The sequence below is a fragment of the Nonomuraea sp. NPDC048881 genome (assembly GCF_040649795.1).
Taxonomy (GTDB): Bacteria; Actinomycetota; Actinomycetes; order Streptosporangiales; family Streptosporangiaceae; genus Nonomuraea.
Genome location: NZ_JBEZGC010000027.1, coordinates 82617 through 98977 on the forward strand (window position 1 = coordinate 82617; position 16361 = coordinate 98977).

Genomic DNA, 16361 nt, shown 5'->3' on the forward strand with positions numbered 1-16361 from the left:
GACCCTGAGTGGTGGCAGCGGCGATGCCGTCACAAGGCCAGCAGATCAGCCTTTCGTCCACGTACAGGTGCCACTGAAATTGATGTAGGCGTCTGATTCTATGAGGGTCACAAAGCCCTGCCCCCGCAGGTTGTCGTTGGCGATGATGCTACCAATTCCCCCAGTCGCGTCCTTTAGTCGAGAATAATAGCAACTATCACCACCAGCCGTACGATACGTACCGGGCTCAATCTCACTTCCCACCTTGTACATGCCCGACGCGTACTTACCGGCGGGGGGCGAAAGCTTTGCAGCGTGGACTGGTTCCCACAGACAGTCGCCACTGAAATTGATGTAGGCGTCGGATTCCTGGAGGGCCACATATCCCTGCCCCTGCAGGTTGTCGTTGGCGATAATGCTACCAATTCCCCCAGTCGCATCTCTGAGCCGAGAGTAGTAGCAACGTCCACCGCCAGCCGTACGATACGTACCTGGTTCGATTTCGCTTCCCACCTTGTACATTCCCTCGCCGTATCCCGCCGTGGAACGTTCCGGCGTTAGTTGCGACGAAGGCTCTGGCGCAAGCGCCTGCGAAGCCTCCGAAGGCAGCACAGACTCTGCCTGGCTGGACTGGGGTTGAGTGGGGAGGATTAGTCTCTCACGGCCGTCCTGCGAGATAACCGCGCTCGAATTCGGTTCGCTCAAGGCACTGCCCCAGAGCACGGCCTGAGCGAAGAAAAGTATGATGGCGACGACAGACGTCACCAAGCCCGTGATCGTGAATCCGGTACTCGTACGGCCCGCCATCATGGCCTTCACGGTCACCAGCCCCAGGACCAGGCCGGTTAACCCCAGGGGAAGTGAAAGCAACCCCAGGACGGGGATGAATCCGAAGAGTGTGCCGATGATGCCGAGCACCATGGCGCTGATGGAAAGCCCATTCTGCTTCTGCTGGGGCATGGGCCTATAAGGGTCCGGATGACGCATCGACATGGACATGAAGGGCCTCCTTACTTCAGCGCTGCCTGGCTGCGCTGCTTACTCACGCGGAATCTCTAAAGCCGCTCAGCGATGTGGAGGCCCAGGAAAGTTTCTCCCTGCACCGTTCCGCATGAGCACCTGTTCGATGGCCTGTTGATACGCGGGCCATCCGTGCTCGCAGCCGTCGGCCCAATCCCATTCGTGACGATCTCCCCCGAATTCTTTGATCTCAGGTACGCGACCTAGAGCCTCGGCGATCTGAAGGTAAGTAACACTTGCGGCGGCCAGGTGAGCTTTATGGCGGCACGAGTTTGCCAGCGGCGACCCCGGATTCTTCATGACCTCATCGAACGGAAGCCCGCCCAGAGCGGCGTAGACGGCATCGACGAAATCGTGCGCGGCGCCGGGAAGTAGATCGACTCGCCGTGACGTGGCTGGTGCCCGTTCCCCGATGGCCGCGTAGAGGCTGGCCAGATCGCCGTTGAACCAGTGGTTGGCGGCCGCATCGGCGAACCGCGCGAATTGCTTGTACGTCGGGAGCCTGCCATGAGCGGCGACGAACTTGTTCAGCTCGTAGGAGACCTCGGTCAGCTCGGTCTTCCATCGGTTTTCGAGATATTCGGCCAGGTATCGATGGCTCCATCCCTGCCGGTGACGCGTGATGATGTCCCTCAGGATTTCGAAGCCAGCCCGGCGCTCACCGATGACGACGCCCATGGAGATGCTCGTTCGGCCCCCGTTCGCGTTCTGCTGGTGTGCATACACCGGCTGGGGCTCCCCAAGATGGCGCTCGGCGTGTTCGAGTTCGTCGAAGAGGCTGAGGTGGACGGGCGTACCGGCCTGTTCAAGTTCCTTCAGGTGACGACGGTAGTAGGAGCGCAAGCCCGAAAGGGGTGTACGAGAGGTCGGGCCCTCACACACGAACCAGGCCGTGAGCGCGACACCGTGCCAGAACGTGCCGGCGATGCCCAAGGTCTCGGCCATGAGCCGGTGCGGGTAGGGCTCGCTCACGATCGTCTCCGGCCAACGCGGCAGGGTGACGCCGTCCCAGAGGCGATCCACTTCCTCCACCAAATCTGGTGACAGGAGCCAGCGGTAGAGCTGCCGGGTGGGTCCCATGCCGGCCCTGATCGCATACGGGCCGTCTTCGATCAGACCCCACAACGGATGCATACCGGGTGCCTGGCGGGCATGGACAGCGTCGAATTGCGACCACCATCGCCGCAGGACATCAACGCGCTGTTCCACGGGAGACACGGAGCTCCCCTGGCCCAGAAAGGCCGCGAGCATGGCTTGAACGTCGCTGACGTCGATACCCTGCTGCACCGCGACGGCTTCGGCTTTGGCTGACCCGCCGACAAACAACTTCGCCTCCGGCAGAGCGGTGACAATCTCTTCGCCTGACCCTGGCGGCATCTCCACATAGTCCAGGTAGGACAGCCAGTCACCAGCGAAGTAGGCGCTTAACACCGGCTGAAGGGCCTTGGTGAGCACCTTGCGCGCCAGCGGTGTCCCGCTCCGCGTTTTCTTCAGTGTCGCGCTGATCAGCGCCTGAATGCGTGCGGCGCGGAATCGTGAGGCCACCTGGAGCGGATCGGCTCGGGTCAGCTCATCGAGCAGGGCGAGTCTGGCCCGCACCTGGCCCCCACGATCGAGGCGATGCCAGCCCGCGCCGTAGAGGAAGATGCGGCTCTGCGGGGTGAAGACCAGGCCCATGGTGGCGTACCTGGCCGTGATCTGGCCCCAGGTCTCCTCCTGCTCCGAGTCCTGCTTCGACGAGCCCGCCGCCCGGACCGTGATCGGCGCCATGAGGTCGTCGAGCAAGGGAATGAGCAGTGACCATGCTGCTATGGCATCCGGGGTGGCACCGAGATGCACGCGGGCCACCTCGTCAGTGGAGAGCGTCATGGCATGCCAGGGATGGTGGCGAAGGTTCGCGGGCAGGTTGAGTACGCCCGCTTTGAGGGACATCTGCTCAGTCAGGTACCAGGCGCCTCTTTCCTGCTGCTTGGAGAGGCTGTACGCCTCCCTTACGAGGGCCTGTTCCTGCCGGCTCAGCCCACTCAGGGCCAGTGTGTCGCTGTTCTTGGAACCTTGCGGTCCTGCGACAACTGATACCGGGCGGTGTCCCGCAAGAGCGGCCACGAGTACGTTCGCCACCAGCTGATCGACGTCCACGAACCTCGAACTCCGACCCGTGTCACGTTCCAGTCGCAGGAACTGGTCGGGCTCGGCCGTCGCGAGCGCGGATGCGAACGGGTGCTCACCCATGGGTGCTCCTCATGACCGCCACGAACTGCTCGAATGGTCGTGGTTCCGATGTTTGCTCTACATATCTGGCGTAGGCCTGGGCCATCGCATGCAGCCGCCGCTCCTCCACGCGGACCTCAAGGCTCACCGGCGTGTGCAGGAACTGCTCTCGCGTGTCTCCCTCCTCATGGACGACGCTGGCCTGCGGACGTTCCTCAGCCGGCCATCCGCCCGACGAACTGCTGCCACGATCGGGAACCGGCGCGTCGCCGAAGTCGTCGGCATCGGGCGGGCGGGGATCCATGTCGTTCTCGACTCGCAGGGTCTCGAGGTGCTCATCAAGGCCGAGTTCTCCGTGGTACACCAGGTCCAGATGCTGTTCCGGGCATCGCGCGCGTAGCTCCGGATGCTGTACGACCCGGATGCCGCGCCCCACGAGCTGATAGAACTCGCCGAAACTGCCGTAGGGCCGCATCGGGACCACGATGGCGATGGGCGGCAGATCGTAGCCCTGGCCGAGCATCTTCATCTGCACTACCGCTTGCAGCGTCCCCGCCTCGCCTTCGTAGCGGGCCCTGACGGCGGCTATCTCGGAGTCGGACATTGAGTGGTGAAGCACACTGGCGGCGATGCCGTAGGCGTTCGCGATGCGTGCGACCTGCTCCGCGTGCCGCTTGCCCAGCGCGGCGAACAACACCCGAGGACGGACAGGCGCAAGGGCTCGGATCTGAGCCTCCAGGCACCTGCGGACACTCTCCATCACTTTGCGTATCGGCTCTTCCGAGGTCGCGGTGATCTGAGCGACCTTGCGCTCGTCCTCCAGAACCTCCAGCAAGGCATCCTTGCCGACGACGCGCTCGCGAAGGCCGTCCGGCCAGACGATCTCGTACTCCGTCTGTCCCACCTCCGGGCTGAAGCGCTGTGCGCGCAGGTGCTTGGCGTGCCCGTCCACGATCGAATCGATCAGCCGGTAGCGATAGACCACGTCAGCGGTCACCGGCCGTCCGTCACCGCGGCTGAAGCAGGCCGACATCAGCAGCCGACGGGCATGCGGGAAATGCGCGAAGAGCCGCCGATACGACTCCGCGGCCGCGATATGCGCCTCATCGACCACGATGAAATCGATGTCGTCCGGGGCAAGTTTGCCAAGCAGCCCGCTCTCGCCCTCGCTCTCGCCAAGAGAGTGAAAGTTCGTGACAATAACCTCGGCCCGTAGCAGGCGTTCCCGGGAAACGGCGCGAATGGCACCCTGCGCCCGGTCGAGCACCTCGACGACGGGCGGCCGGAGGCCAGAGACGAGAGGGCCACCCGGAAGCGTAAACAGCACGTTGCCCGCCATCGACGCGTCAAGCGCCCGGGCGAAGGTGCCTCTGATCACACGCCCTGGTGTGACGATCAGAGCCCGCCGCCGGGCGAAGGCAAGCGTGGCGGCGACGCCCAGCGCCGTCTTGCCGGCACCCACTGACATCACACAGGCGGCGTTGACCTGCCCCCGCCGGTAGTAGTTGGCCAGCGCCACAATGGCCTCGCTCTGGCATGGGCGCAACGGCTCCAGCGTCAGGCGCTCCCGGACCTGGTCGAAATAGTTCCGCTCGACCACCTGTGGCCGGGCGGGGGGCGTGATGATTGCCAGTGGCGTCGTGCCCATGTCGTCAGGGACCGGAACGATGGGCTGCGCGATGAGGTACGTCGCCAAGAGAGGGTCATCACGAAGAACGCGCTGAAGCTGCTCGACACACAACCTGGCGTCTCGGCGAATCATCTCGTACGAGAACCGCAGCACGGTATAGCGCAATCCGACCAGGTGATTCTGCCGGATCCTGTCGTGCAGGAAGGCCGTCCTGTCGCTGTGGTACGCGAACCCGTCCAGTTCGATCGCAACACGCAGTCGTGACCCCGTCAGCAGAAAGTCCAGGCGATAGTCATGTCCATCGGCCGTCACCGGGTGCTGCCCGCTCACGTGCTGTGCGATTCCACTGGTCGCTGCGAAGCTGAGCACCCACCTGACGAAGGCGTTCTCAAGGAAGGATTCACCCCGGATCAGATCGACCAGACGGGCCACCTTCACTGCCCCTCTGCGTCGAGTGCGGCCACTTTCGCTTCCAAGTCCGCGCGCCGGTAACTTTCCCCGAACCGCTGAGCCCGTCGGCTCACCGCAACGGCGTCGCGAAGCGCGCCCTCGGTCTCCAGAAGCTTCATCCAGACCTCCACTGACGCGAGCCGAGCAAACCCTCGTGTCAGATCCGCTTCATCGATCGCGACAGCATGCGGGACCGCCTCTATCAGACCGAGGTCGAGGGCAGCGAACACCTCAACGAACTGCAGCCCCTCAGGCGCCGACCGGCGCCGCGACCACAACTGCTTGATGGCACCCTGCAAGAGGAAGTGGTAGTCCGACGCGATGCCCGGAAGTTCCACTCCTTCCCACACCCAGCGAACGAGCCCGTTCGTATCCATGTGTCCGGTGTCAGCGAAAGCTCGGCGGTGAGCCGGGGAGGCGCTGCTACCGCCCTCTGGAGTCGGCCAGTACAGATACCGGGAACCGCGCTCCTGGCGAGGCCGTACATGAGCATCCGGCAGCCGGGAGCGGTCGATGTCAGGGCTGCCGGCAAACCCAATGCCCGAGATGTCCGCCATCCGCGTGTACCACCGTGTCACCGGCCTCCCCCTCCGCCTGCGTCTGAGCAGTCAGCGAGAAGATCATCGCCGGACAGGCGTCAAGTGTTACGGCGGCGGTAGCCCTACTCGCCACCCAGAGTGCGTTTGTGAGACTGCGTCCGGTGTGATGTTGGGTGGCGGCAGCTATGCGACACCGCCCACCCTCAGCCATCAGGGGCTGAACACAGACAGCACGGTTGACATACGGCCTGTCGCCCCAAGAGGCGAACGAGCCATCCACCCCCTGACCGCGCCTCGCGAACCCATCCCCACCCAAGGTCTTCCACGACGCCTCTCGGCGACGCAGGTTGAGCGCGCTGATTCCTACAACAGACCCGCACCCGCCCCGGGGACTGAACCGCCCCGGGTTCAGTGGAGACCTTTGGTGTGCCCCGCTACACGGGAAGAAGCGCCCGAGAGAGGGTCTCCCAAGGACATCTCTGCGATCATTCCTCGCCTCGACGAATCGGCATAAAACGACACGAAAGCTCGGGGTGCCGACCTTGGGCATGTTCTGACCAACCTCCGGATTCCGGTTGCGATGAGGCCCATGTGTCCGATGAGGTTCATGGGTGCGCATACGACGAGTCGCGATCAAGAACTATCGGTGCCTAAGGGACGTCGACATCCGCTTCGAGGACATCACGACCTTCATCGGGCCCAACGGAGTTGGTAAGTCGGCAGTCTTGAGGGCTTTGGACTGGTTCTTTAATGGAACGAGCCAGACGCTGACCGAAGACGACGTCTGGGCCGGAGCGCAGGAGAAACAGATCAGCGTCGAAGTCGAGTTCTCCGATCTCACTGACGTGGATCGGGTCGCGCTGGGCAAGTATGCAGCGGGCGGCGTCCACACAGTGAGGTTGTGGCGCCGCTGGGAGAACGGCAGGGACAAGCTGTCGGGGCACGCTCTCACCTATCCGCCATTCAACGACATCCGGCAGGTCTCCGGTGCAACCGACCGTCGCAAGCGGTATCTGGAACTACGGGAGACCCGGCCGGAGCTCGGCCTGCCGCCGGCCGGGAGCGCGAAAGCGGTGGACGACGCGCTGATTGCGTGGGAGCGGGAGCATCCAGACGAACTCCAGGGGGCAGAGCTGGCCGCAGACACGCACTTCTTCGGGTTCGCCGGTCAAGCAAAAATGACGGGACTGTTCGACTACGTGTTCGTCAGTGCCGACCTGCGCGCGGGCGAGGAGGGTCGCGACTCCAAGGGCTCCATCATTGGCCGCATCCTCGACCAGGCCATCAACCGCAGCGAAGCCGAGGCCGAGATCGCCGGTCTTCAGATGCTCGTCAACGCTAGCCGCGAGAGCATTCAGAGCAAGCACTTCGGAGAGCAGCTCGACACTCTGTCGAACCGGCTGACCGATGAGGTCAAACAACTCACCATGGGCCGCAGCGTTCAGGTCAGTTCACTGGTGCCAGAGCTTCGCCTGCCACAGGCCCAATTCCAGGTTTCGATCCAGGACGGCGTAGCGCGGACCCGCATAGATCAGCAAGGACATGGCTTCCAACGCGCCCTGCTGGTCACGGCGTTGCGGGTATTGGCGCAGAGCGAAGCTACCGAAAACGAGCGCACCATTCTCCTGGCCATCGAGGAGCCGGAGTTGTTCCAGCACCCGGTCCAGGCTCGGGCTTTCGCCGCGGTGCTCCGCAAGCTCGTCGGTGACGTCGGGCACGGAATCCAGGTCGCATATGCAACGCACAGCCCGTACTTCCTCGAAGCGGAGGGCTTCAGCGAGATCCGACGCATGACCCGCGCCTTCGCGGGAGGAGCACCGTCGGTCGAAATCAACGCAACCACGGTCGATGCCATCGCGAACCGGCTGAGCCCACTTATAGACCGTTCCAAAGTTCACAGGCGACTGACCAGCATGTGCCTTGCCAATCTTCCTGAGGCGCTCTTCGGCCACGTGGTGATCCTCGTGGAGGGCAACACCGACAAGGGCGTCTTGGAAGGGTGCGGCCTTCGCATCGACCCACTAAACAGGCACGGCATCGTGGTCGCCACCGTAGGTGGCAAGGACAACGTCACTCTCGCGCACGCCATCCTCACCGAACTAGGAGTACCTTGTTACGTCGTTTTCGACGGCGACGCCGACTGCACGCCGGACAACGTACAGGACAACAAGAACAAGAACCGTACGCTCCTCAGCTACCTCGGCGCAGTTCCCGAGGACTTCCCCATGACCAAGGTGTACGACTCCTACGCTGTCGTACACGACAACATGGAGAAGTATCTGCAGAATGAATGGCAGGATTGGGAAGATGCACGGCGCACTCTCATCGGGGAGGGGCGTGGCGTGGACGGCAAGAACGAGGCCACCTACCGACAGGCCGCCGTCGAAGCAGTTACAAACCCGCCAGCCTGGCTCAGCGACCTACTCGCCAGGGTGATCGATCTCACGCCTGACAGCTGAGCAAACGGTGGCTCGCCGGGGCTTCAGCGGGGTGGGGCGAGGCGGAGCAGACGATGTCGCCGATGGCCAGCAGGGACGATGAGCCAGGTGGCCGACCTCCACGGCTTATAGGCCGACCGTGACGTCCTGCAGAAGGCTCCACACCCAGCCGAGCGGGGCCCGATCGCGCTGCTTAATCCGTTCCTTCGAATACAGGCCAGCACAGGTCCCCCGTGCTGGCCCTCGCGACATAGGAGACGGCGAGTCTCTTGTACGGTTGGGATGAAGCTCCTCACCGAACACCCAGCGCACATGCTCACGCGCGGAACACCGCCACTCCAAGGTTCAACGCTTTCGTGCGCCTGCGGACCGGCGGGCGTTCTTGTTCGGCGGGGAGGCCGTACGACGTTTGCGGGACCGATGACGGCAAGGTCCAGGCGTTGTCCACGGCAGCATCCGGAAGGCACGATCACTGATGAGATTCGGCGCATACAGCGCAGTTGCGATGACGGTGGTGGCCAGTACCGCCTCCAAGAACAGAAGGATCACGGCCACGGCGGGTGCGTTCAACCAGAGTACGGCGTGAACACTAGCCAGGGTCCAGGCTGTCACGGCTCTGGCCTCAGAGAGTCGGCGGCGGGCGGGGCGGGCAAAGGACATGACCGCAGGATGCGGCCAGTGACAGCAGGTCCGGAACAGCCTTTGGACAGATTCAGACTGGGAAGCAGTTTCCGCGCATGTGGCGCGAATCCCTGTCCGAGTGCGACAGGATCCGAAGGGTTCGGACACGATGGGTCGCTGCGGGCGGCTTGAAGATGGGGGTCCTGCGATGACGTCGCCGCGTACACCGGCGAATTTCGGAGCGGCCTTTACCGCGCTGCTAGCCGCCGCGGGGCTCAGCGTCGATCAGGTGTTACGCCGCCGACCGGTAGCCAGCCGTAGCACTCTGTTCGAATGGAAGAAGGGTGTCCACCTACCTGAGGACGTCGGTCCACTCATGGCGGTTGTGGAGCTGTGCCTGGCGGAGGCCGTCGTACGCAACACCGTTCTGAGAACGGCACCTGCCGATATGACAGGGTGGCTCGAGTTGTTAGCTGAGGCCAAGCAGTCCCGTGACTCTCGCGTCGCGCATGCCCGCAGCCGACTATCGCCGAATCAACACAGCAGCAGACAAGAATCTGCGGCCGGAGTGGGACGTTTGATCGGCCGGTGGGATCCGGTGGTACTGGGAGTGCATCGGGCGATCGGTGGTGGACTGCTGCCACCGTACGTACGGCGTGACCATGACGAGTTGCTGGATGCGCTTCTCGATCCGGCCGTAGCCGCCAACCGGCTGGTGGTGCTGCGCGGAAGCTCTTCCACCGGCAAGTCCCGCGCCGCTTACGAGGCGGTGGCGGCACGCCTGCCGCATTGGCCGGTGCTCTATCCACGTTGTGCGGCCGCACTTGGCCGGCTGCTGCAACAAGGGACCGCCAACCATACCGTGTTGTGGCTTAACGAGTTACGCCACTACGTCGATGACCCTGATGGAGGAATGCCTCTGTTCGACCTGGCTGAGCTGCTGCACGGACGCGACCACATCGTAGCCGTCACCACGCTGTGGCCACACCATTGGTCCGCCTATAACGCCGCTCACCACGACCGAGCAGCTACCGCCGGTTCCGTCCGCGCCGCCCACGAACTGCTCCGTGTCCTGCCCGACCTGACAGGTGTCGACCCCGGGCATTTGGACGCCGAGCGTGGCGGTGTCATCGACATCCCTGACGCCTTCACCGATGAACAACTCGGCCAGGTCCGCCGTCTCGGTGACTTCGTGCTCGACCAGGCCCTGGGGGCCGCCCAGGACGCCGGTACGGCGGGGCGGTTAACACAGTATCTAGCCGGTGTTCCAGACCTGCTGGCCCACTATCAGGGCCCGGGCGCAGACCCTTACGGCCGAGCGCTGATTCTCGCAGCCATGGACGCTGTCCGTTTGGGACACACCCAGCTGCTGTCTCAGGATCTGCTCCAGCAGGCCGCCGTCGGCTATCTGGCAGCTCAGGACCGTGTTCGCCTTGCTGCGGAGGAGGCTTGGACAGGCGGCTGGGAGTACGCCGCCCGCGTTCTCAAAGGCGCCATCCAAGCCTTGCAGCCGATGCCGCCGGAGCACGGCGTCGGGATCGCCGGCTACCGCCTGGCTGATTACCTCGATCAGCTTGGCCGCCACTGTCGCGCCGACCAGATGCCGCCTGCCACCTTCTGGGCCGCCGCAGCACGCTATGCCCACCCTGCAAACCTAGGAGAGCTTGGCTTCGCCGCTCGCGATCGGGGCCTGTACCGCTACGCCGCCCAGTTGCTTAAACGCTCCGCTGCTCAGGGCGACACGGACGCCGCACTCGGCCTCATCACATTGCTCCACCCCCTGCATCAGACCGACAGCTGTCCCGCCCGGCATGCCGCCACGCATGCCGCGTTCGATAGGCCGGCCCATGTGTCCAGCCTGCTGAACTGCCTGGACGAGATGGAGGCATGGGAGCAGCTTGCCACGCTGCTGGCCCGAGATCCCGCCGCGCACACGCCACTGGACGACCTGGTGCAAGTGGCCTGGCTGCTGGAGAGCCTGTGGGCGGTGGGAGCCGAGAAGCAGGTTGAGGTTCTGGCCGAGCGAGCCGTCGCGCAAGACTCATTGAACAGTCATGCACTGGCCGTCCTGCTGAACCACTTAGGAGAGATTGGGGCCCATGACCAGATCGCTGCGTTGCTGGCTGGTAACCCCGCCGCGCGCGTCCTGCTTGATGACGCACGAGGGGTGGCCAACCTGCTGGCGAGCCTCTGGACGGTGGGAGCTGGGAAGCAGGGTGTCATTCTGGCGAAGCGAGCCGTCGCACGTGTGCCCCTCAGTAGCCCGGACGAGGTAGCCGTCCTGCTGAACAGCCTGAAGAAGATAGGGGATCGCAAACAGGCCATTGCGCTTGCCGCCCTTGACCCCGCCGCACGTGTCCCTCTCGACAATCCGTACTCGGTGGCAGCCCTGCTGCGCAGCCTGCGAGAGGCAGGAGCTGACAAGCAGGTCGCCGTGCTGCTGGCTCGTGATCCCGCCGCACGCGTCTCAGTCGACAACCCGCACTCGGTGGCAGCCCTGCTGCGCAGCCTGCGAGAGGCAGGAGCTGAGGAGCAGGTTGTCGTTCTGGCCGAGCGAGCCGCCACAGATATCTCCTTACATAACCCGCACGTTGTGGCGAACCTGTTGGACGCTCTGATGGAGATGGGTGCCCTAGAGCAGGTCGCTGCGCTGATCGCTCGTGATCCCGCCGCGTACGTCGCGCCTGACGACGCACCTGCGGTGGCCGCACTGCTGCGCAGGCTGGGGAAGCTTGAGGCCCATGACCAAGTCGCTGCATTGCTGGCCCGTGACCCGGCCGCACACGTCCTGCTCGATTACCCGGGAGAGGTGGCCGCTCTACTACGCAGCCTGCACGAAGTGGGGGCACGCGAGCAGGTTGCTGCGCTACTGGCCCGCGAGCCGGCCGCGCACAGTCCTCTACTTGACGATATGTTCGGGCTTCCTGACCTGCTCAGAGTGCTGCGGAAGGTGGGGGCGGTTGAACAGGCCAACGTGCTGATAGATCGACTACCTGCCGCAGGGTTGTTCGATGAGTTCGTCAAGTTTGGGGACCATCGGAACCGGTTCACGTTCGGGCTGGAACCTGATGGGAGCCCCGCCGCCCAATGGGGGTGGAAGGACCTCGAGTGACCGTGTTCAATGAGGCTTCACAATCTGATCGCGTCACTGCGCCGGAGCCGACTCCAACGACGCTGGCTTTCCCACCCGACACCCCATCTGAAGAACGTAAAACACCTTGCGAGGCTCTCGCCACGGATGCTGTTCTGACCCGGCCAGACAGCGATCAGGTAACGAATGGCAGGAGGTCGTGCTTGAGGATCCGATTCAAATCCAGCAGCCCTCCTCCTCACAACGTTTTGTCGGTGGTCCCGTTTACGCTTCTCATCATTGCGTTACTTCCAAAGATTCGGGCGGGTGGTCTGGGTGTCTGGTGGTGCAGTCTCCCCGGAAGCGACGGGCGGCGCTGGTGTGATCTTCGAGTACCGGCTCGCGGCCGTGCTGCTGAGCCGAATGTTGCGGCGGGCGCACGTCCCGATCGGCATTGAGCTGCCCATCCAGCGCGTCGCCCTCCAGCAGAGGGTCGCCGGTCACTCTTTCGACGACATAGTGGTGGAAACGGACGCGGCAGGTCAGGGACCCACCATCGAAATCCAGGTCAAGAAGCGCCTGCCGATCACTGGCCGCAACCCGGAGTTCGTCAAGGTGATGTCGACCGCGATCGAGGCGTACCGCTCCCACGCGGAGGAGCTGAAGGACGGCCGCCTACTCCTTGGCTTGGCGGCCGGTGGCCCCGTCAGCGACTTGGAAGCTCTCGCGGAGCTGACCACTATGGCCCGCGCCCATCCGGACGCGGTCTCCTTCGGCCAGCTGCTGAGTGAAGGGGTGACCCGCTCCGCCCTGCGAACCCGTCACGACCATGTCGTGACGGGTGTGACCACCGCAGCGACGACCGGTGACCGCTTCGAGGCGGAGGCCCTGACCCACCAGGTCCTCTCCGCCCTGCACGTGTGGCCGGTGCAGGTGGGTCGCGACGGCCGTGATTGGCGTGCGGAACTCGACCTGATCGCCGACCTCGCTTCTGCCGCGGGTCAGCCGGCGGACACCGTCCTTGGACGGCTCTACGATCTGGCCCAGGAGGCGGGGCCTCGGGCAGGCGACCTTGACCAGCAGATGATCTGCGCTGAACTGCTGCGAAGGTACGGGCTCGATCTCGCGTGTGCGGTCCGAAGTGCCCCCGACACCAGGACAACGACCATCAACATCACCAATTCCGGATCTGGAACGGTCTTTTCCGCCGCCAGAAATCAGGTGTTCAACGGCCTGCGCATCGGTCGGTGACGTCGCCGTTCATTCGAGTTGCCGAGGATAGAGTCGATGACGACGCTAGAAGTCTCTGTTAGTGACAGAGCCACGGCATTCGTGGCCGGGGTCCAGCACTTCAACAACTACGGCGATGAACTGGTTGAGGTCCGTGCGATCACGGACGACGAGCTTGCGGTTTGCGACGACGGCCGCTTCGTCGCTCCCGACAGTGAGGAATGGGACCATTTCGGTCCTCTGCTGAGTACGCACCGAGTCGTGGTCCTGCTCGGCGACGCCGGTACGGGACGCCACACCGCTGCCCTGCGGCAGTTGCTGGCCTGTTCTTCACGCGAGGCGCTCCACGAGCTGGAACCCACGTGGTCGCGGCCACAACGACGTCTCCTGCCTCCGGCCGAGGCAGGCCATGGCTATGTCCTCGATCTTTCCAACGCGACAGAGGATCCCGCGGAGGAGTTCGGCAAGGGGTTGCTGTCCTGGGTGCGGGAGAGCGAAGCCTTCCTCGTCGTGCTGGTGACCGGTCGCGTCTGGGCTGGGCCGTGGACCCAGCACCTCAAACATCTGCTAGTGCCGCTGCCGTCCCCGGACGCCCGCGACTTGGTGGAGCGCCAGCTTGACGCCTTCGGCCTCGACGACCGTGTTCACCTGCTCGACGAGGAGCCGCTGGCCAAGATCTTCGGCTCCTCGCCCCGAGCCGAGGACGCCGCCCGGCTCGCCGAGATCATCAGGAAGTCCACCAGCCTGAAGGCGGAGGACATCGCCGACGAGTACAGCGGTTGGGAGGGCTGGCTGGAGAAGGAATTTCCCGGGCCCCTCGGTACTCGTACCCTCCTCTGGTCCGCAGCGCTTTGCGACGGCGGACGCACGCTGTCGATCCTTCAAATGTCCGAGGCCCTGCGCGTAAAGCTCGGCGAAAATCGGGGTCCAGCGGCCGTTATGGCCGACACCATCACTTCGAAGCGACTGGAGGAGGCCCACATCGTCCGGCGCGGATATAGGGCCTACCTGGCGCCCAACTATCATGGCCTCGCAGTCGCCGCGCGCCGGCATCTGTGGGACGAGTTTCAGTTGTACCGGCAACTGCTGACCGAGTGGGCCGTGCAGCAGGCGGCAGAGCTGCCGCCCGACGACGCCGCTAGAGTTATCGACGCCCTCATGGATCTGGCGCTGCACTTCCGGGACGGCGAGATCATCAAACGGCTGCGGCGCGTGCTCCTCGCGAACAACCGGTCGTTCCTGGCCCAGGCTCTCTCCAACGCAGCCATCGACACGAGGTTCGGACCATACATTCGCGCACGCCTGTACACCTGGCTGGCCAAGAACCCGCCGCAACAGCTGGTCGAACTGGTCGCCGAGGTATGCGGCGGCGTGTTCGGCGAGAAGGAGCCCGCCATGGCTCTCGTACGTCTGCAGCGGGCCTGTCTCAAGACCAAGGATGTGGACAGCGAGATCCTCGCGAAGGCGTTCACCTCACTGGCCGGAAAGCACCGCCGAATCGTCTTCGACACGGTGATCGCTGGATGGTTCGACAAGCCAGCGACCGAGCGTGCGGGCATCGTGGCCCTCTTGGGGCTTGCGTCCACCGACGACGGCATAACCGCCCTGTGCGGCCCGGACGGAGCCGACATCTCGGATCCACGCGACCGATTCGGGCTCGTTACCACCTTCAGGCGAGCGCTGAAGCGTGAAGATACCAGAGAAGCAGCTGGCCGGGTCCTCGGGACGTGGAAGGGGGTGGCCGCACGAGGGCTGCTCCCGGAAGACCTCGTCATAGACGTTCTTGGGGCGTCAATCGCGCCCAGTCTCGAGGACAACATCATGCAGCGCTACCTGGAGAACGGCGCCCTGGACGTCACAACATTCTGGGGCAAGGTCTTCGTTAAAGCAGCGCAGTGCCTCGCGCAGCAAGAGGAGTATCAGGCGGTCTAAACCGTGACTGGATGTTGATCGTTGAATCGGTCGTGGGTGCGTTCCTTCGACGGCTGGTGCCCGATAAGTTGTGGGAGTTGCTCCAGCGGGTGGCCCCGCCGGCGCCGACGCGACCGCAAGGTGGCGGGCGATGGCGGGGCGACGATCGGACGATCCTGGCGGCGATCGTGTACGTGGCCACCACCGGATGCGCCTGCCGGCAGTTGCCGCCAGTCTTCGGCGCCTCCTGGCAGACGGTGCACCGCCACTTCACCGAGTGGAGCGCCGCGCGAGTGTGGCCCAAGCTGTACCGGATCCTACTGGACGAGCTCGGCGCCCGCGGCGAGCTGGACTGGTCGCGGTGCGCGATCGATTCGGTCAGCGTCCGGGCGGTCAAAGGGAGGAGCTGACAGGCTAGAATCCTGTCGATCACGGGAAGAACCGGCCGAAGACCCACCTCATCACCGAACGGACCGGTCTGCCCCTCGCTGTCGCGATCAGCGGGGCCAACGTCCACGACAGCCTGGCACTGGAACACCTGGTGCGGTCGATTCCGCCGATCCGTTCCCGTCGCGGGACCCCGACGGCGGCGACCCGGCAAGCTCCACGGCGACAAGGGCTACGACTACCCGCACCTGCGCGCCTTCCTGCGCGGCCGGGGCATCATCCCCCGCATCACCCGGCGCGGAGTCGAGTTCGGCCAGCCTCTGGGACGCCTTAGCTGGGTGGTGGAGCGAACGGTTCCGTGGCTGGCCGGCTGCCGCCGCTTATACCGGCGCTACGAACGCCGGGCCGACCACTGCGCAGCCCTCATTTACTACCGCTGGCTCACCCTATGAGTCACGGTCTAAAGACACCCGCATCCGAAGAGCGGGAGCGCCTTGCGGTCTTCCTGCTACCAATATGGCCCTGACCAGCCTGAACACCCGTCGTGCGGCGAGCCGCAGGAGGCCTACGCCGAAGAGCCCAATAAGCGTCGAGTACCGCCCATATATCCCAACATCAGTAGACAAACTGGACTCGTAGTTGCTGGAGCTCTCCTAAAGCGGGTGCCGCAGGTTCGAATCCGGGAGTGTCAACTTAACGGCTGATCTTGGTTGTTGAATTGTTCAGAGGTTGGCAGGGGTAAGGCGGTCTTCGAAGGCGATCTGGAAGGCGTTCAACGGTGCCTTCCAGCGCATGGTCCATCTCTTGCGGCCCTGCCCGGTGGGATCGAGGCTCATCAGGGCCATGAACACACACTTCAGGGCGGCGGTCTCGTT

Annotated in this window: 8 protein-coding genes and 2 pseudogenes; 5 read left to right on the forward strand and 5 right to left on the reverse strand. The window is 64.2% G+C overall.

Annotation, left to right across the window (positions count from 1 at the left end; genetic code table 11):
* Nucleotides 1-45 precede the first annotated feature (45 nt).
* From AB0C33_RS47205 to AB0C33_RS47220, 4 genes are all read right to left on the reverse strand, one after another.
* A complete protein-coding gene (locus AB0C33_RS47205) occupies nt 46-978 on the reverse strand; it encodes a hypothetical protein (protein ID WP_358301084.1) in 933 nt (310 codons plus the stop codon).
* A 66-nt stretch (nt 979-1044) separates the two neighbouring features.
* Nucleotides 1045-3231, reverse strand: a complete 2187-nt coding sequence (locus AB0C33_RS47210) for a hypothetical protein (RefSeq protein WP_358301087.1) — start codon at nt 3229-3231, stop codon at nt 1045-1047.
* Nucleotides 3224-5272: a DEAD/DEAH box helicase family protein gene (locus AB0C33_RS47215; protein ID WP_358301090.1), complete on the reverse strand. Its 2049-nt coding sequence runs from the start codon at nt 5270-5272 to the stop codon at nt 3224-3226. Before AB0C33_RS47215 ends, AB0C33_RS47210 begins: the two co-directional genes overlap by 8 nt.
* Nucleotides 5273-5274: 2 nt before the next feature.
* Nucleotides 5275-5667 (reverse strand): hypothetical protein, encoded by a 393-nt coding sequence (locus AB0C33_RS47220; protein WP_358301093.1) that lies wholly within the window; start codon nt 5665-5667, stop codon nt 5275-5277.
* A gap of 773 nt (nt 5668-6440) precedes the next feature.
* Here AB0C33_RS47220 and AB0C33_RS47225 point away from each other — a divergent pair.
* From AB0C33_RS47225 to AB0C33_RS47245, 5 genes and pseudogenes are all read left to right on the forward strand, one after another.
* Nucleotides 6441-8288, forward strand: a complete 1848-nt coding sequence (locus AB0C33_RS47225; RefSeq protein WP_358301096.1) for an ATP-dependent endonuclease — start codon at nt 6441-6443, stop codon at nt 8286-8288.
* 808 nt (nt 8289-9096) lie between these two features.
* On the forward strand, nt 9097-12000 hold the full coding sequence (locus AB0C33_RS47230; RefSeq protein ID WP_358301099.1) for a hypothetical protein: 2904 nt from the start codon (nt 9097-9099) through the stop codon (nt 11998-12000).
* 339 nt (nt 12001-12339) lie between these two features.
* On the forward strand, nt 12340-13209 hold the full coding sequence (locus AB0C33_RS47235; protein ID WP_358301102.1) for a hypothetical protein: 870 nt from the start codon (nt 12340-12342) through the stop codon (nt 13207-13209).
* 36 nt (nt 13210-13245) lie between these two features.
* On the forward strand, nt 13246-15120 hold the full coding sequence (locus tag AB0C33_RS47240; protein WP_358301105.1) for a hypothetical protein: 1875 nt from the start codon (nt 13246-13248) through the stop codon (nt 15118-15120).
* 11 nt (nt 15121-15131) lie between these two features.
* Nucleotides 15132-15938: pseudogene (locus tag AB0C33_RS47245) on the forward strand (IS5 family transposase).
* 270 nt (nt 15939-16208) lie between these two features.
* On the opposite strand, the pseudogene AB0C33_RS47250 reads toward AB0C33_RS47245, so the two are convergent.
* Nucleotides 16209-16361: pseudogene (locus AB0C33_RS47250) on the reverse strand (IS256 family transposase); the annotation flags it as partial.

What these genes read in the sequence shown, in the direction of transcription:
- AB0C33_RS47240 (WP_358301105.1), top strand. Translation starts at nt 13,246, where the DNA reads ATGACGACGCTAGAAGTCTCTGTTAGTGACAGAGCCACGGCATTCGTG.
- AB0C33_RS47220 (WP_358301093.1), bottom strand. Translation starts at nt 5,667, where the DNA reads ATGGATACGAACGGGCTCGTTCGCTGGGTGTGGGAAGGAGTGGAACTT.
- AB0C33_RS47205 (WP_358301084.1), bottom strand. Translation starts at nt 978, where the DNA reads ATGTCCATGTCGATGCGTCATCCGGACCCTTATAGGCCCATGCCCCAG.
- AB0C33_RS47210 (WP_358301087.1), bottom strand. Translation starts at nt 3,231, where the DNA reads ATGGGTGAGCACCCGTTCGCATCCGCGCTCGCGACGGCCGAGCCCGAC.
- AB0C33_RS47230 (WP_358301099.1), top strand. Translation starts at nt 9,097, where the DNA reads ATGACGTCGCCGCGTACACCGGCGAATTTCGGAGCGGCCTTTACCGCG.